A 16,492-nucleotide genomic window follows, 5' to 3' on the forward strand; every position below is an offset into this window, starting at 1 on the left:
CCGGGGAGGGGATGATGACGCAAGACATGCTCTACGAAGTCCGCAACGGCGCAGCCTGGGTGACGCTGAACCGTCCGGACGCGCTCAATGCGATGAACCAGAACATCCTCGACGGCTATTCGGAAGTCATCGAGAAGGCGGAGAAGGACCCGGAGGTGAAAGCCGTGGTGTTCACCGGCTCGGGCCGCGCCTTCTCCGCCGGCGCCGACCTGAAATACGTCCTGCAGTTCATGGGCTCGGGCGACCCGGTGAAGGTGCGCACCTTCATGAAGCAGGCCTACGAGGCCTTTGCCCGGGTCGGCGAGTGCGAGAAGCCGACCATCGCCGCGGTCAACGGCATCACGGCGGCGGGCGGCCTGGAACTCACCCTGGCCTGCGACCTGGTGATCGCCGCGGAGTCGGTGAAGATCGGCGACGGCCACATCAATTTCGGCATGCTGCCGGGCGGCGGCAGTGCCATCAGACTGCCGCGCAAGATCAGCGAAACCCGGGCCAAGTATCTGCTGTTCACCGGCGAACTGCTGCCAGTGCAGAAGGTGGCCGACTGGGGCCTGGTCAACGAGATCGTGCCCGACGACCAGCTCATCCCGCGCGTCGAGGAACTGGTGGCCAAGCTGACCTCCAAGAGCCCGCTGGCCATGCGGCTGATGAAACACCTCGTCGACCAGGCGCTCGACATGCCGCTGGACCGCGCGCTGCAGACGGAGATGCAGGTCTGGGAGGCCTATGGCCAGTCGGAGGACGTGATCGAGGGGCTGACGGCCTTCACCGAAAAGCGCAAGCCCGCCTACAAGGGGCGTTAGGAACCGGCCGCGCCCCGGAGTGTCGCTCCGGGGCATCGCCGGGAATCAGAACTCCCGGCTTTCGCCCGGCTGCATCACGATGACCTCGACCGGGTGGTCGCCGAGCGCCTTGACGAGTTGCTCCGGCGTGCCTTTCAGCGGCGGGAAGGTGCCGTAGTGCATGGGCATGACCCGCGGGATTTCCTTCATGAGGTTCCGCAACGCATAGGCCGCGTGGGCGGGGCCCATGGTGAAGTGACCGCCGATCGGCAGCAGCGCCAGATCGGGCCTGTAGTAGGAACTGATGAAGCGCATGTCGCCGAACACGCCCGTGTCGCCGGCATGGTAGATCTTGTAGCCGTTCTCCAGACGGATGATGTAGCCGGCAGGCTCCCCGCCCGGGAAGACCTTGCCGTCGAAGCCCACCGTGGAGCTGTGCTCGGCCCGGGTCATGGTGATCACGATGTCCTTGCCGATCGGCGCGATGCGCCCGGACTTGTTGAACCGGATCAGGTTCTTCGGGTCCATGACCTTCAGCGAGTTGTAGGTCGACCCCATGTCGGCGTTCATGGCCACCTTGGCGCCCGTCATCTTGGCGATCTCGAAGGTGTCGCCGACATGGTCGCCATGGCCGTGGGTCACCAGGATCAGGTCCACCTGGCCCAGTTTCGAGAGATCCTTCTGGTCTTCGGGCGTCTTCGGATTCTTCGAGATGAAGGGATCGATCAGGATCACCTTGCCGCCGGGCGTCGTGATCTTGAACGCCGACTGGCCGTACCAGTGCACGCCGACGCCTTCGGCCGCCGCCGCCGTCGCCAGCGTCGCGCCCACGGCCAGCGCCGCCGCGAACCGGATTACTCTACGAAGCATCTGCGCCTCCTCTGCTGGACTTGTTCCAAGTCTCGACAAGCCATGATGACCGAATTCGCAGGGCCGTCGCGTTCACGCTCGTGTGAGGCGGCCGGCCCGACCGCCGCAGGCGCGCCTTGACGCCTCCTGCCCGCTCGGGTGTAACCGTCCCCGACGACAGGAGCATGACGCATGAACACGGACGGTGGCCGCAGCGGCAACGATTACAGGATGCTGCTCGTCGTCGGCGTCAGCCTCGCCGTGGCGGGTCTGCTGATCTACGCGCTGCCGGTGCTGTGCCTGATCTTCGCCGGGATCATCTTCGGCATCTTCCTGTCGGCGGCGGCGGACGTGCTGTCGCGGCGGCTGCGCCTGCCGCGCGCGCCGGCCCTGCTGATCATCCTGATCGTGCTGCTGGCGACCGGCATGGCGATGGTCTTCGTCATCGGCCCGCAGGTGGTGGAGCAGGCGGGCGAACTGGCCCGCCGCGTGCCCGAACTCTGGCGCGCCAGCGAGGCGGCGATCCGGCGCAGCGAGATCGGCGTGACGATCCTGAACCTGGTGCGGGAGGCGATGGGCGAGCCCGACGCCCTGCCCGACCTGTCGGCCATCATCGCCGAGAGCACCCAGATGATCGGCCGGCTGACCGGCATCTTCTCCAGCGTCGTCGGCACGCTGTTCGGCGCGATCATCATGATCGCCATGGCCGCCTACATCGCCTTCGAGCCAAAGCTCTACCGCCAGGGCGTGCTGTTCGTGACCCCCGCCCACCGCCGCGGCATGGTCAACCACATGATGGACCGGGTCGCCGTGGTCGTGGCCTGGTGGTTCGTCGGTCAGGGGCTTTCGATGCTGGTTCTGGGCAGCATCATGACGCTGGGCCTGTGGGTCATCGGCGTGCCCTTCGCGCTGCTGTTCGGCCTGTTCACGGCACTGATGACCTTCATCCCGAATCTGGGCCCTGTGATCGCCGCCATCCCGGTGCTGCTCATGGCGCTGACGCAGAGCATCGAGCAGACCCTGCTGGCGCTGATCCTGATCGTCGTGCTGCAGAACGTGGAGGGCCTGCTGCTGACGCCCATGGTCCACCGCCGAATCATCGCCCTGCCGCCGGCGCTGGTGCTGGCGGCGCTGCTGGTCCTGGGCAGCCTGGTGGGCCTGATCGGCGCCCTGATCGCCATGCCGCTGGTGGCCACCATGATCGCGGCCTTCGAGGCGGCGAAGCGCTATGAGAACCATGAGGCGCTCGAGGGATCTGGCTGACAGTCAGGCGAACTCCACCAGCAGGTCCTTGGCGTCGACCTGGGTTCCGGCGCCGGCATGGATGCTGGCCACCTCGCCGTCGCGTTCGGCGCGGATCGCGGTCTCCATCTTCATTGCCTCGATGGTCAGCAGCAGGTCGCCCGTCTGCACCTTCTGGCCCTTCTCCACCGCCACCGTCGCCACCATGCCCGGCATCGGCGCGGCGACGTGCTTCGCGTTGCCCGGCTCGGCCTTCGGCCGCTGCTCCACCGAGGCGGCGGCGCTGCGGTCACGCACCTTGACCCGGCGCGGCTGGCCGTTCAGCTCGAAGAAGACGCGCACCACGCCCTCCTCGTCCGGCTCGCCCACGGCCTGGCAGCGGATCACCAGCGCCTTGCCCTTCTCGATCTCCACCAGGACCTCGTCCCCCGGCTCCAGTCCGTAGAAGAAGACCGGCGTCGGCAGCCGGTCGACGGGCCCGAAATCGGCCTGGAACTTCGCGAAGTCCGTGAAGACCTTCGGATACATCAGATAGGACTGGAACTCCTCGTCGGTGATCTCGCGCTCCGCGGCCGCCTCGGCCTCCTTGCGCAGCGCGGCGAGATCGGCCGGCGGCACGCTGGCGCCCGGCCGCTCGGTCAGCGGTTTCGTCTCGCCCAGCACCTTCTTCTGCAGCGCCGGGGGGAAGCCGTTCGGCGGCTGGCCCAGATCGCCGTGGAAGAAGGACACCACCGAATCGGGGAAGCTGAAGGGCTTGTCCGGATCCTCGATGTCGGCGCGGGTCAGGCCGGCCGAGACCATCGCCAGCGCCATGTCGCCGACGACCTTGGAGGACGGCGTCACCTTCACGATGTCGCCGAACATCTGGTTCACGTCGGCATAGGTCCGGGCCACGTCGTGCCAGCGCTCGGCCAGACCCAGGCTGCGCGCCTGTTCGCGCAGATTGGTGAACTGCCCGCCGGGCATCTCGTGGAGATAGACTTCCGACGCGCCGAAACGCAGGTCGCTCTCGAAGGCGCCGTAGCGCCGGCGCACGGCCTCCCAGTAGTCGGAGAACTGCCGGATGACGGCCGGCTCGAGCCCGGTTTCCCGCTCGCCGAAGCGCAGCGCCTCGACGATGGAGCCGAGATTGGGCTGGCTGGTCAGGCCGGAGAAGCTGTCCATCGCCGCGTCCGCCGCATCGACGCCGGCCTCGGCCGCCGCGATCACGCTGGAGGCCGAAATGCCTGAGGTGTCGTGGGTGTGGAAGTGGACGGGCAGGCCCGTCTCCTCCTTCAGCGCCTTGACCAGCACCCGCGCCTGGGCCGGCTTCAACAGCCCCGCCATGTCCTTGATGCCAAGGATGTTGGTGCCCGCGGCCTTCAACTCGCGCGCCATGTCGACATAGTATTTCAAGTCGTAGCGCGGGCGCTCGGGATCGAAGATGTCGCCCGTGTAGCAGACCACCGCCTCGCACAGCTTGCCCGACTCGCGCACTGCGTCGATGGCGACGCGCATGTTCTCCACCCAGTTCAGGCTGTCGAAGACGCGGAAGACGTCGACGCCGCTCTCGGCGGCCTGGTGAACGAAGCCCTTCACGACATTGTCGGGATAGACCGTGTAGCCGACACCATTGGCGCCGCGCAGCAGCATCTGGAACAGGATGTTCGGGATCCGCTCGCGCAGATCCGACAGCCGTTCCCAGGGGCATTCCCTGAGAAAGCGCATGGAAACGTCGAAGGTCGCCCCGCCCCAGCACTCGATGGAGAACAGGCCGGCGAGATTGCGCGAATAGGCCTCGGCCACCTGCACCATGTCGAAGCTGCGCATACGCGTCGCCAGCAGGGACTGGTGGGCGTCGCGCATGGTGGTGTCGGTCATCAGCAGCCGCTTCTGATCCAGCATCCAGTCGGCGAACTTCTCCGCCCCAAGCTCGTCCAGCAGATCGCGCGTGCCCTTCGGCGGGGCGTCATTGCGCGGCGCCGGCACCACAGGCGCGTGGCCCATGCTGGGCTTCGCGCGGCCCTCGACCTCCGGATTGCCGTTGACCATGACGTCGCCGATGAAGTTCAGCAGTTTCGTCGCCCGGTCCTGACGTACGGGGAAGTCGAACAGCTCCGGCGTCTCGTCGATGAACTTCGTCGTGTACTCGTTGGCGACGAACTTCGGGTGATTGATCAGGTTCTCGACGAAGATCAGGTTGGTGGCCACGCCGCGGATGCGGAACTCGCGCAGCGCCCGGTCCATCCGGCGGATCGCTTCCTGCGGCGTCGGCGCCCACGCGGTGACCTTCTCCAGCAGGGAGTCGTAGTAGCGGGTGATCACCGCGCCGGAATAGGCGGTGCCGCCATCCAGGCGGATGCCGAACCCGGTCGCCCCGCGATAGGCCAGGATCCGGCCATAGTCGGGGATGAAGTTGGCTTCCGGATCCTCGGTGGTGATGCGGCACTGCAGGGCGTGGCCGTTGAGGAAGATCTTCTCCTGCGGCGGCACGCCGGTCTCCTCGACCTTGCCGACACGGCCGCCCTCGGCGATGCGGATCTGCGCCTTGACGATGTCGATGCCGGTGACTTCCTCGGTCACCGTGTGCTCGACCTGAATGCGGGGATTGACCTCGATGAAGTAGAACTCACCGGTGTCGTAGTCCATCAGGAACTCGGCGGTGCCGGCATTGACATAGGCGGCCGAGCGGGCCAGGCGCAGCGCGCTCTCGCACAGCTCGGTGCGCTGGGCGTCGCTGAGATAGGGCGCCGGCGCGCGCTCCACGACCTTCTGGTTGCGCCGCTGGACGGAACAGTCGCGCTCCCATAGGTGCACCACATTGCCGTGATGGTCGCCCAGCAACTGCACCTCGACATGTCGGGCGCGGCGGACCAGCTTTTCCAGATAGACCTCGTCATTGCCGAAGGCGTTGCCCGCCTCGCGCCGGCCCGCGGCGACCTCGTCCTTGAGTTCGGCAGCGCTCTCGATGACGCGCATGCCGCGTCCGCCGCCGCCCCATGACGCCTTCAGCATCAGCGGATAGCCCACCTCGCCGGCCATCCGGGCCACCTCGTCCAGATCCTCGGGCAGCGGGCCGGTCGCCGGCACCACGGGCGTGCCGGCCGCGATCGCGGCCTCGCGGGCGGCGACCTTGTTGCCCAGGGCGCGCATGATGGCCGGGGGCGGTCCGATGAAGGTCACGCCGGCGTCCGCGCACGCCTGGGCGAAGTCAGGGTTCTCCGAGAGCAGGCCATAGCCCGGATGCACTGCATCCGCGCCCGAAAGCTTCGCCACGCGGATCATCTCCTCGATCGACAGATACGCCTTCACCGGCCCCAGCCCCTGGCCGATCAGATAGCTCTCGTCGGCCTTGAAGCGGTGCAGCGCCAGCTTGTCCTCGTCGGCGAACACCGCGACGGTGGCGATGCCCAGTTCGTTGGCAGCGCGCATCACACGGATGGCGATCTCGGATCGGTTGGCGACCAGGATCTTGTTGATCTTGCGGAACTCGGTCATCGCTGAACCCCCTCTATCCCCCGCGCCCGGCGGTCATGTTGGGCGATCGCAGGGCGCTTGGCAAAGCGGAAGTTGCACCACCCCGAGGCGAAGGCGACGGCGGTCACGAACCCGCGGCCAGGCCCGGCCTTCATCGTTAACCACGATTTTACGAAGACGCGTCAGCATGGTGCGCAACTACGAAACTTCGGAAGGCCCCGTCATGACCGATCGCATCGACTTCTTCATCGCCGGCTCGGAGCGCAGCGGCACCACGGTGACCGGCGCACTGCTGGACAAGCAGCCCGAGGTCTGCGGCCTGCAGGGCACCACGGTCATGACGCGGCTGGAGCACCTCTACGGCCTGGTCTGCCGCGTCATCCGCCAGGGCGGCGAATTCGAGGGCGTCGATCCGGCCAACTGCGACTCGCTGCTGGAATTCGTCAAGCACCAGCCGGTGACGCCGTTCCTCCACACCTGCTACTACAACATCACCTTCTACGAGAACCTGATGAACTCGTCCCTGTCCGACGTGACCAAGGATGTCTTCGCCCATCAGGCCTATCTGAAGGGCTTCCGTTTCGACCGCTACATGGCCCGTTTCGACCCGGCCAATCCGAGCTGGGCGAACACGGTCGCGGCAATGTTCTCGGAATTCGTGGAATCCACCGAATCCAGGGGCAGGATCTATGGCGAGCAGACCCCCGACAATGCGTTGCACCTGAAGGTCATCCAGCGCATGTACCCGGACGTGAAGTTCATCTTCATGGTCCGCCATCCGGTCACCGGCGTGGCCTCGCTCTGCGACCGCTACCGCCAGGTCTCGGATGCGGTCAACCAGTACCGCAAGCCGTTCGTCCACTTCCCGTTCAACGACCCCGAAATCGTCGGACGGACGCTGTTCGTTAAGTTCGAGGACATCCTCAACCATCGCGAGGTCACCCTGCAGTCCATGGGCGACCATCTTGGCTTCACGCCGACCGAGATCGAGGGCGAGCACAATTCGAAGGTCTTCAGCCAGTATGTCGGCAAGTCCCTGGAATGGGACCGCTATTTCCGTTCGGCCGTGAAGTACAACGAGGTCGAGCGCACGGCGATCTACGAAAAGAACAAGGACATTGCGGACCTGTTCTATTCGGCAGACGAAACCGCCGCGATCATCGGCTATCAGGCCGAGGCCGCGGCCTGAAACCACGGCGCCGCTTGGCAAGCAAGGCGGCGGCCGCTAAGCACGCCGCATGACGGATGATGCGTCGGTCCTGGCGGAAGCGGATTATGTCATCGTCGGCTCCGGCAGCGCCGGGTCGGCGCTGGCTGCGCGCCTGAGCGAGTCGGGCCGCCATTCGGTCATCGTGCTTGAACACGGCGGCAGCGACGCCGGCCCCTTCATCCAGATGCCGGCGGCCCTTTCCTATCCCATGAACATGGCCCGCTACGACTGGGGCTATGTCACCGAACCCGAGCCCCATCTGGGCGGACGGCGGCTGGCCTGTCCGCGCGGCAAGGTGATCGGCGGCTCGTCGTCGATCAACGGCATGGTCTATGTCCGCGGCCACGCGCAGGACTACGAGGGCTGGGCGCAGGCCGGCGCACGCGGCTGGGCCTGGCGCGACGTCGTCCCCTATTTCCGCCGCATGGAAACGAGCCATGGCGGTGAGGCCGGCTGGCGCGGCGAGGACGGGCCGCTGCACGTCAGCCGCGGGCCGATGACCAACCCGCTCTACCGCGCCTTCATCGAAGCGGGCCGCGAGGCGGGCTACGAGACCACAGACGACTACAACGGCCGCAAGCAGGAAGGCTTCGGGCCGATGGAGATGACCGTCTGGCGCGGCCGGCGCTGGTCGGCGGCGAACGCCTATCTGAAACCGGCGCTGAAACGACGGAACCTGCGGCTGATCCGCTGCCTGGTAGAGCGGGTGGTTTTCGACGGACGCAAGGCCGTCGGTGTCCGCGTCCGTCAGACCGGCCGGCCGCGGACCGTGCGCGCCCGCCGCGAGGTGATCCTCGCCGCCTCCTCGATCAATTCGCCGAAGCTGCTGATGCTCTCCGGAATCGGGCCGGCGGCGCACCTGCAGGAGCATGGCATCGAAGTGCTGGCGGACCGGCCGGGCGTCGGCGGCAACCTGCAGGACCACCTGGAGATCTACATCCAGAAGATCTGCAAGGAACCGGTCTCCCTCTACCCCAGCCTTAACCTCGCCGCCAAGGCCTGGATCGGCGCGCGCTGGCTGTTCACGAAGACCGGTCTCGGCGCCACCAATCACTTCGAGGCGGCGGCCTTCATCCGCTCCCGCGCCGGTATCGAGTACCCCGACATCCAGTATCATTTCCTTCCCGTGGCCATTCGCTATGACGGGAAGGCGCCGGCGAAGTCTCACGGCTTCCAGGTCCATGTCGGCCCCATGCGCTCACCCTCCCGCGGCCGCGTGCGGCTCGCTGCGCCCGACCCGGCGGCAGCCCCGTCGATCCAGTTCAACTACATGTCGAACGAGAAGGACTGGGCCGACTTCCGCACCTGTATCCGTCTCAGCCGCGAGATCTTCGCGCAGCCCGCCTTCGAGCGTTTTGCCGGACCGGAGATCGCGCCGGGCGACGAGGTCACCACCGACGAAGCCCTCGACGATTTCATCCGGGGCGCGGTGGAGAGCGCCTACCACCCCTGCGGCACCTGCCGCATGGGCGACCCCGACGACGCGGAAGCGGTGGTCGACCCGGAGGGCCGCGTGATCGGCGCGGACGGTCTGCGCGTCGCCGACAGTTCCGTCTTCCCCAGGATCACCAACGGCAATCTCAACGGGCCGTCGATCATGGTGGGAGAGAAGATGGCGGATCACATCCTGGGCCGCGATCTCCTGCCTCCCGACGACCGGGAACCGTGGCTGCACCCGGACTGGGAGGCGCGCCAGCGCTGAGACGCCAGGTCCGGGCCATCCGTTCACGGAAAATTTGCCCTCCACGGCGTTTAATGCGGGCGGATTACCTTGCTGCAGCGTGGAAGAAGGGTATAAGGGCGCCATGGGCATGACGAAGGCGAGAGACGCGCTCATTGCGGTCCTCTGCGGACTGGCTGTTCTCCTGCCCGGTTCCGCCGGTCTGGCCGGCGAACACGATAATCCCCGCTTCTTCACCATCGGCACCGGTTCCTCGGCCGGCACCTACTTTCCGATCGGTTCCCTGATCGCGTCGGCGATTTCGCGTCCGGGGGGAAGCTCGCCCTGCGGCCAGGGGGGCGCCTGTGGCGTTGACAATCTCATCGCGACGGCGATCACCACGCTCGGTTCGTTCGAGAACCTGGAGGGGATCGCCACCCGGAAGCTGGATTCGGGCCTGGCGCAGGCCGATGTGGTCGCCTGGGCCTTCGAGGGCGCGGAGATCTTCACCGGCCATGGCGTCTTCCCCGACCTCAGGGCGATCGCAAACCTCTATCCCGAGCATGTGCATCTGGTGGCGCGGAAGGGCCTCGGGATCAAATCCATCTCCGACCTCAAGGGCCGCAGGGTCGCGATCGACCAGGACGGTTCCGGCACCCGCATCAATGCGCTGCTGATCCTCGCGGCCTTCGGCGTCGAACACGACGATATCGAGGCGGTGAGCGCCGGCCCGGAACTGTCCATCACCAGCCTGCTGGAGGAACGCATCGACGCCGCCTTCTTCGTGGTCGGCTATCCCTCGGCGGCGGTTTCGGAACTGCTGGACACGGGCCGGTTCGAACTCGTGGCGATCGACGGCGCCGCGGCCAGACAGCTTCTGTACGCCAACCGCTACTACACGGCGAGTTCCATTCCCGCCGGCGTCTACGGCGCCAATCCCGTCACCCCGACGCTCTCCGTGGGCGCACAATGGATCACGCACGCCGATATTCCCGACGACCTCATCTACGACATCACCGCCGCGTTGTGGCACGAGGAGAACCGCGACCTTCTGGATACGGGGCATCTCAAGGGCGAGCAGATCAGACTGGAAACCGCGCTCGAGGGCCTTACCATCCCCCTCCATCCGGGCGCCCGGCGCTACTACGTGGAAATGGGTCTGATCAGTGAGTGATTTCGGTTTCGTCGAGCAGGCTGCGGAGGCGCGGCCTTTGCATCTGGTCCCGGCCGCGGCTGTCAAGGACTGGATGGCGCGCCAGCCCGATCCGGTGCGGAACTGGCTGTCGGGCCGGGAAGGCGGGCTGAAGGCGGGCGTGCTGGAGCGCCTGCCGGGCCCGGACGGCGCCCAGGCCGGGGCGCTGGCGGTCACCGCCGACGAACCCGGTATGTGGGCGATCGGCGATCTCGGCAAGCGGCTCGGCGGCGGCGACTGGACACTGGACCTCTCCGCGCTTCCGAACGCCGAAGCCGACGGTCTCTGTCTCGGCTGGGCGTTGGGAACCTACGACTTCGACCGCTACAGGAAGCCGAAGGACGACGGCCGCGCCCGGCTGGTCTGGCCGGAGGGCGCCAACCGCGAGGCGGTCCTCGCCATGGCGGGGGGCGTCTGCCTGGCGCGCGATCTGATCAACACGCCGGCCGAACACATGGGACCGAGCGAACTGGAATCGGCGGCGCGGAACCTCGCCGACCGCTTCGGCGGGGCCACGGCGGTCGTCGCCGGCGACGATCTGCTGGCGCAGAACTTCCCCATGATCCACGCCGTCGGCCGCGCGGCCGATGACGCCCCCCGGCTGATCGATCTGACCTTCGGCGACGAGAACCGTCCAAGGCTCACGCTGGTCGGCAAGGGCGTCTGTTTCGACACCGGCGGGCTGGACCTGAAACCGGCCAGCGGCATGGAGCTGATGCGCAAGGACATGGGCGGGGCGGCCACCGTGCTGGGCCTGGCGCACGTGATCCTGTCGGCGAAGCTGCCGGTGCGCCTGCGCGTGCTGATCTCGGCGGTCGAGAACGCGGTTGCCGGCAACGCCTACCGCCCCGGCGACATCCTGCAGAGCCGGAAGGGCCTGACCGTGGAGATCGGCAACACCGACGCCGAGGGCCGCCTGGTGATGGCCGACGCCCTGGCGCTGGCCTGCGAGGAAAGCCCCGACCTGCTGATCGACATGGCGACACTGACCGGCGCGGCGCGGGTCGCCGTGGGCACGGAAATCGCCGCCTTCTTCGCCCGCGACGACGCCCTTGCCGATGCGGTCACGGCCGCCGGCCGCGCCGTGGCCGAACCCGTCTGGCGGCTGCCGCTGCACGACGACTACCGCCACATGCTGGACAGCCCCTTTGCCGACATCAACAACGCCGGCTCGGGCCGTTTCGCCGGCGCGACCACTGCGGCGCTGTTCCTGAAGGAGTTCGTGGCCGACCCGGACCGCTGGCTGCATTTCGACATCATGGCCTGGAACAGCCGGAACCGCCCCGGCCGCCCGCGCGGCGGCGAGGCCATGGGGCTGAGGGCGCTGTTCCACCTGATCCGGAACCGCTACGCATGAGCCGGGGCGGGCCGGCGCTGCTGGCCGCTGCCCTGTTCTGCCTTCACCTTTCAACGATTTCAGCAAAGGAACGGCCGCCGGGGGCGCTGCCGGATTCGGTCGTCGCCACCGGCGAAGGTCCCGTCCGGCGCGCCTGGCTGGCCGAGCCCACGGAACGCTACTCTCACGGCGTGCTGGGCGACGCGATCGAGGCCGGCGCGCTGATGGCCGAACTGGCCGGCGGTCGCAAATTGGGGATCCGCCTTTCCGAAGAGACCGTCTTCGAGGACCGGCATGTCCGCCTCGCCGACTTCAATGGCGACGGCGTCGACGAGATGGTGGTCGTCGAGAGCCACCTGGCGCATGGCGCAGCGCTCGCCATCTACGGCATCCGGGAGGGCCGGATCCAGCTCGTCCTCCGCGACGCGTGGATCGGACAGGCCAACCGCTGGCTCAATCCCGCCGGCATCGCCGACTTCGACGGGGACGGCCGGCTGGAGATCGCGATCGTGGTGACGCCCCATATCGGCGGCACGCTGAAGCTGCTCCCGCCCGGCGCGAAGGGCTTCGAGACGGTGGCCAGCCTGCCGGGTTATTCCAATCACGCCATGGGCTCCCGCGAGCAGGGCCTCAGCGTCGTCGCCGACGTCGACGGCGATGGCGTGGCCGACCTGATCCTGCCGAAGAACGGCCGGCGGTCTCTGCAGGCCCTCCGCTTCGCAGGCGGCCAGTCCGCCGTGCTGGACAGCGAGAGGCTGCCGGCGGCCCTGACCGGGGCATTGAGCGCGGCCACCGGCCCGGATGGCGCATTGGTGGTCCGCGCGCCCGTCGAAGGCGGGACAGTGGTCGAATGGCGTCCCGCCCCCTAGATTGAATGCATGAGAGCGGTCCGGGAATGGTCCCTGTCCCGCCTGCCCCTGGCGGGAATGGGCGGCGTCTGGGTGATCGCCGCCAGCGCCACCTTCGGCGTCTGGGGCGGCGTCGCCGTCGCTGTGGCGGTGGCGCTGGCCATCGTGGCGCTGCCGCACCTGCCCGAGATCATGGAACTCCGCATCGCCCACGCCCGGCCGCTGCAACGGCGCATGTCGGAGCGGTTCGGGACGCGCCTGGCCGAGATATCCCGGGCAGCGGGGCTCGCGCAGCCGCCGGAGATCAGGGTCATCGACGGCGCCCCCAATGCATTTTCCATCGGCGACCGGCGCCACTGCGTGATCCTGATTTCGCGCAGTCTTCTGGAGCTGTTGTCGGAGCGGCATCTGATCGCGGTGATCGCCCACGAGGTCGCCCATGTCGCCGCCGGGGACGTGCGTCTGATCCGCTTCGGCGAGGCCATGAGCCGGGTGACCTTCGCCGCCGCCGTGCTCGGCCTGCTGACGGGCGCGGTCACCTACATGATCACGGGCGAACAGATGGCGCCCGACTGGGTGTACTGGTTCCTGGCCTTCGCCCCGGCGGCGACATCCCTGCTTCAGACAGCGCTTTCGCGCCGCCGCGAGTACGCCGCCGATGCCCGCTCGGTCCGGCTCACCGGCGATCCGGGCGCGCTCAGCCAGGCGCTGGCGCGCATCCAGTTCGCGAACGGCGCACATATGAAGGACACCATCGAGGAGTTCGCCGGCGTCAGGGGCCGGTCCTGGATGCGCACCCATCCGCCGGTTCCGGACCGGATCGACCGGCTGCAACGGATGGCGGGCCGCAACTGACCGCCGGCCAGTGAAGAATTTCTCGGGCCGGACCGGTCGACAGATCGGCGCCACGGGTAGTATGATGCCATTCGGCAACGCAGGGTCGCTGGAATATCGGTGCCGATAGTGCTTTGCGGTAGTAGCGTGAGAACAAGAACAAAGGACGCAGAGGTAGTGTCGCGTCGAACGAAATATCCCCTGGCCATTGTGCCCGGCCGCACGCCGGAGCGCGGCTCGCATGCCAAATTCAACGAGAACGCACCGCTCACCCATATGGAAGAGCATGCGTTGGCTCTCCTGTTCAGAGCCGTCGAACTCACCATGCCCGGTTCATCGGTGTCACGCCTTCGGGCGCGGCGCTTCGACCTGCCGGACGGCCGGGGCGGCTCCGCACTCGGCGACCTCGTGCAGACAAATGTCGAACGGGAACAAAATCGCGTCCGCTGCGTGTTCGCCATGCTCGATGGTCGGGCGCTGGAGTTCACCTTGCAGCTCAGCAGCGACGAGTTCGCCTTCATTCAGGCCCGGCCGGGGAGGTTCTCGACCGCGAAGCATTGAACCAGGAATACGCCATTCCGGGGGCGCACCCGACCGCGCGAAGCGTCATGCGGCCGGGACCGCCTCCGGAACAAGCCGGGGCGCACGCCGCAGAAAACAATCCGCAGGGTCGCATCATGAAGCGGGGATTGTGACGTGGGCCCCGGCATCGGGGCGCGCGCCGGTCAGGGCCGCCACGGCGAACGGCCGTCCTTCAGCGCCGAGCGGATCAGTTTCCCATGCTCGTCGGTCGCCGGCGCCCGTCCGGCGGGCCGCTTCGCTTCTCCCTCCAGCCAGAGCGGGCTGTCGATGACCTCCGCCATCAACGCCCCGTCAGCCGTGCGGCGCACCGCCGCCGAGGGCCGGGCCTGCGCGTCGGCCACCGCGTCCTGCGGCGAGTAGACCGGCCCGACGGACAGGCGTTCAGCCTCGAAGCGGGCGCGCCAGTCGGGCCAGTCGCGCTCAAGGAAGATGTCGTCCAGCAGCGTCGTCAGCGCCGCCGCGTTCTCGCGCCTCCCCTCTATGGCGGAAAATCGCGGATCGTCCGCAAGTCCCGGATGCTCGATCACTCGGAGCAGGCGCTGCCAGTCGCGTTCCGGCTCCAGCGCACTGACAATGAACCACTTGCGGTCGCGGGCGCGGTAGGTGTTCACCAGCGCCGAGAAGGGCGCGTGGCGCGGCCGGCGCCGCGGAATGTCGCCGCCCGCCAGCGCCGCCTGGGCCAGGCAGGCGTTGGACCACAGGCCGTTGGCGATCAGCGAGGACTGCACCTCGCGGCCCCGTCCCGTGGACTGTCGCTCGTACAGCGCCAGCATGATCGCACCGAACAGCGCCACCCCGGTCGGATGATCTCCCTGACCCGCGACCGAGGGCGCGGGCGGTCCGTCCATGTCGGGGCGGACCTGGTCCATCAGCCCCGAACGCGCCCAGTAGGTGGAGAGGTCGAAGCCCGGACTGTCGGCCTCGGGTCCGGTCTCCCCGAAGCCGGTCAGCGAGGCGTATATCAGGCCCGGATTGAGCCCGCGCAGGTCGCCCCAGGCAATACCGAGCTTCCGCCGCACCGGCAGGGGATGGTTGACCACCAGAACGTCGGCCTGCGCCGCCAGGTCGAGGAAGACCTGCCGGTCGGCGTCGTCGCGCAGATCGAGCGCCAGACCCAGCTTGTTGCGGTTGTCGAGCTGCCAGTGATAGTCGACGTCCGCCGTCGGAAAGCCCGGCAGGCCCAGCAGACGGCGGTAGCCGTCACCCCCCGGCGGTTCCACCTTGATGACGTCGGCCCCGAAATCGCCCAGCAGCGTCGCTGCGGACGGCCCGGCGATGAAGCTCGCCGCGTCGATGACCTTCAGCCCGTCCAGAATGCCCATGCGCGTCAGCCGGCCTCGTCCAGCCAGGCGTTGAAGCGCGCCTTGCGCCGTTCCATGAACGCGGCCTTGCCCTCCGCCGCGTCCGGGTGGTGATCGGTGACCGCGGTCTTGCCGGCGATGTCGTCAAGCGTCTGCAGCCAGCTCATCTCCGCGGCGTTGTAGACCGAGCGCTTCAGCAGGCGCATGGCGACCTGCGGACCCTCGGCCATCTCCACGGCCAGTTCCCCGGCGGCCGCCATCAGCCTGTCGGCGGGTACGACCTCGTGGACCAGACCCAGTTCCAGCGCCTCCGCGGCGGGCACGATCTTCTTGCGCATCAGGAAGTCCATGGTCTTCGCCAGACCCATGTGCTGGACCAGCAGATAGGGTCCGCCCTCGTCGGGCAGCAGCGCGAAACGCAGGGTGCCGGACCCCAGCCGCGCCTCCTCTGCGGCGATGCGGAAGTCGCAGCAGAGCGCCAGCGAGAAGCCGGTCTGAATGGCGACGCCATTGATCGCGGCGATGGTGATCTTGTCCATCTCCCGGATGACCGTGTTGAGCTGCTGCGAGATCGTGCGCAGCGCCGAATAGGTGCCGATGCCCGTGTCATGGCCGCCCGGGATCAGCCGCACCTGACCGTCGTCCGTCTCCCGGTCCAGCTTGGCGTAGCCCTTCAGATTGTCGCCGGCGGAGAAGCTGTCGCCGGAGCCGGTGAAGACGACAACGCGGACGGCGTTGTCCATCTGCGCCTCGGTCAGGGTCTCGATCAGTTCCCGCTTCATCACCGAGGTGGTGCCGTTCTTCTGCTCCGGCCGGTTGAAGCGGATCCAGAGCACGCCCGGCTCGGTGATCCAGGTCTCGTAGCCCTTGAAGCTGCCGGTTCTCATTCACTCGCCCTCCCCTTTTTCGACGCGCGCTGCGGCGCATTGCGGGGGAGCATAGACGGGAAAGGCGGGGGTCCGGAACAGCGCGCGACGCATATCCGTTCGCCAGCGCCCTTGGACTTGATCCAAGGGCCCAGCGAAAAAAGAACTGGGTCCTGGGGTCAAGCCCCAGGACGCCATCCCTTGCTTGGTCCGTTCTAGTGGATTGAACCCGACAGTGGAGTCCCGATGGGGATTCCCCTTGTCGGCTTTGCGTGCGAGTCTGCGGCATGCGCACGGGTATCAGCTTCGAAGTTTCTCCGGATGACCGCTCTCG

13 protein-coding genes are annotated in these 16,492 nt (G+C 67.6%); 9 read left to right on the forward strand and 4 right to left on the reverse strand.

Going from position 1 to position 16,492, the window contains the following annotated elements:
• Positions 1–14: 14 nt before the first annotated feature.
• The gene (locus tag CWC60_RS03085) at positions 15–803 is read left to right on the forward strand and encodes an enoyl-CoA hydratase/isomerase family protein (protein ID WP_206419745.1); all 789 of its coding nucleotides are present in this window, start codon (positions 15–17) and stop codon (positions 801–803) included.
• 45 nt (positions 804–848) lie between these two features.
• Here CWC60_RS03085 and CWC60_RS03090 read toward each other — a convergent pair whose 3' ends face one another.
• Positions 849–1,652 (reverse strand): metal-dependent hydrolase, encoded by an 804-nt coding sequence (locus tag CWC60_RS03090; RefSeq protein ID WP_109792594.1) that lies wholly within the window; start codon positions 1,650–1,652, stop codon positions 849–851.
• A gap of 171 nt (positions 1,653–1,823) precedes the next feature.
• On the opposite strand from CWC60_RS03090, the gene CWC60_RS03095 reads away from it, so the two are divergent.
• On the forward strand, positions 1,824–2,894 hold the full coding sequence (locus CWC60_RS03095; RefSeq protein ID WP_109792595.1) for an AI-2E family transporter: 1,071 nt from the start codon (positions 1,824–1,826) through the stop codon (positions 2,892–2,894).
• Positions 2,895–2,897: 3 nt separating this feature from the next.
• On the opposite strand, the gene pyc is transcribed toward CWC60_RS03095, so the two are convergent.
• Positions 2,898–6,350, reverse strand: a complete 3,453-nt coding sequence (gene pyc, locus CWC60_RS03100) for a pyruvate carboxylase (protein ID WP_109792596.1) — start codon at positions 6,348–6,350, stop codon at positions 2,898–2,900.
• Between the two features lie 202 nt (positions 6,351–6,552).
• Between pyc and CWC60_RS03105 the strand changes: the two genes are divergently transcribed.
• From CWC60_RS03105 to CWC60_RS03135, 7 genes are all read left to right on the forward strand, one after another.
• Entirely contained in the window at positions 6,553–7,518 is a 966-nt protein-coding gene (locus tag CWC60_RS03105) for a sulfotransferase (protein ID WP_164516340.1), read from the forward strand.
• Between the two features lie 49 nt (positions 7,519–7,567).
• A complete protein-coding gene (gene betA, locus CWC60_RS03110) occupies positions 7,568–9,241 on the forward strand; it encodes a choline dehydrogenase (protein ID WP_109792598.1) in 1,674 nt (557 codons plus the stop codon).
• 109 nt (positions 9,242–9,350) lie between these two features.
• Positions 9,351–10,373: a TAXI family TRAP transporter solute-binding subunit gene (locus tag CWC60_RS03115; RefSeq protein WP_164516341.1), complete on the forward strand. Its 1,023-nt coding sequence runs from the start codon at positions 9,351–9,353 to the stop codon at positions 10,371–10,373.
• On the forward strand, positions 10,366–11,748 hold the full coding sequence (locus CWC60_RS03120) for a leucyl aminopeptidase family protein (protein ID WP_206419746.1): 1,383 nt from the start codon (positions 10,366–10,368) through the stop codon (positions 11,746–11,748). The genes CWC60_RS03115 and CWC60_RS03120 overlap by 8 nt, the downstream gene beginning before the upstream one ends.
• The gene (locus tag CWC60_RS03125) at positions 11,745–12,596 is read left to right on the forward strand and encodes an FG-GAP repeat domain-containing protein (RefSeq protein ID WP_109792600.1); all 852 of its coding nucleotides are present in this window, start codon (positions 11,745–11,747) and stop codon (positions 12,594–12,596) included. The genes CWC60_RS03120 and CWC60_RS03125 overlap by 4 nt, the downstream gene beginning before the upstream one ends.
• A 9-nt stretch (positions 12,597–12,605) precedes the next feature.
• Positions 12,606–13,430, forward strand: a complete 825-nt coding sequence (locus CWC60_RS03130) for a M48 family metalloprotease (protein WP_109792601.1) — start codon at positions 12,606–12,608, stop codon at positions 13,428–13,430.
• 156 nt (positions 13,431–13,586) lie between these two features.
• Positions 13,587–13,970 (forward strand): hypothetical protein, encoded by a 384-nt coding sequence (locus CWC60_RS03135; RefSeq protein ID WP_125182716.1) that lies wholly within the window; start codon positions 13,587–13,589, stop codon positions 13,968–13,970.
• Positions 13,971–14,134: 164 nt separating this feature from the next.
• On the opposite strand, the gene CWC60_RS03140 is transcribed toward CWC60_RS03135, so the two are convergent.
• Entirely contained in the window at positions 14,135–15,313 is a 1,179-nt protein-coding gene (locus CWC60_RS03140) for a CaiB/BaiF CoA transferase family protein (protein WP_109792603.1), read from the reverse strand.
• Between the two features lie 5 nt (positions 15,314–15,318).
• Positions 15,319–16,179 carry an enoyl-CoA hydratase/isomerase family protein gene (locus CWC60_RS03145; protein ID WP_109792604.1) on the reverse strand — a complete coding sequence of 287 codons (861 nt, stop codon included), beginning with the start codon at positions 16,177–16,179 and terminating at the stop codon, positions 15,319–15,321.
• Between the last annotated feature and the right edge of the window lie 313 nt (positions 16,180–16,492).

Origin of the sequence: Minwuia thermotolerans (genome assembly GCF_002924445.1) — a bacterium.
In the GTDB taxonomy this organism is placed as follows: Bacteria; Pseudomonadota; Alphaproteobacteria; order Minwuiales; family Minwuiaceae; genus Minwuia; species Minwuia thermotolerans.

What these genes read in the sequence shown, in the direction of transcription:
- CWC60_RS03085 (WP_206419745.1), top strand. Translation starts at nt 15, where the DNA reads ATGACGCAAGACATGCTCTACGAAGTCCGCAACGGCGCAGCCTGGGTG.
- CWC60_RS03090 (WP_109792594.1), bottom strand. Translation starts at nt 1,652, where the DNA reads ATGCTTCGTAGAGTAATCCGGTTCGCGGCGGCGCTGGCCGTGGGCGCG.
- CWC60_RS03095 (WP_109792595.1), top strand. Translation starts at nt 1,824, where the DNA reads ATGAACACGGACGGTGGCCGCAGCGGCAACGATTACAGGATGCTGCTC.
- pyc (WP_109792596.1), bottom strand. Translation starts at nt 6,350, where the DNA reads ATGACCGAGTTCCGCAAGATCAACAAGATCCTGGTCGCCAACCGATCC.
- CWC60_RS03105 (WP_164516340.1), top strand. Translation starts at nt 6,553, where the DNA reads ATGACCGATCGCATCGACTTCTTCATCGCCGGCTCGGAGCGCAGCGGC.
- betA (WP_109792598.1), top strand. Translation starts at nt 7,568, where the DNA reads ATGACGGATGATGCGTCGGTCCTGGCGGAAGCGGATTATGTCATCGTC.
- CWC60_RS03115 (WP_164516341.1), top strand. Translation starts at nt 9,351, where the DNA reads ATGACGAAGGCGAGAGACGCGCTCATTGCGGTCCTCTGCGGACTGGCT.
- CWC60_RS03125 (WP_109792600.1), top strand. Translation starts at nt 11,745, where the DNA reads ATGAGCCGGGGCGGGCCGGCGCTGCTGGCCGCTGCCCTGTTCTGCCTT.
- CWC60_RS03130 (WP_109792601.1), top strand. Translation starts at nt 12,606, where the DNA reads ATGAGAGCGGTCCGGGAATGGTCCCTGTCCCGCCTGCCCCTGGCGGGA.
- CWC60_RS03140 (WP_109792603.1), bottom strand. Translation starts at nt 15,313, where the DNA reads ATGGGCATTCTGGACGGGCTGAAGGTCATCGACGCGGCGAGCTTCATC.
- CWC60_RS03145 (WP_109792604.1), bottom strand. Translation starts at nt 16,179, where the DNA reads ATGAGAACCGGCAGCTTCAAGGGCTACGAGACCTGGATCACCGAGCCG.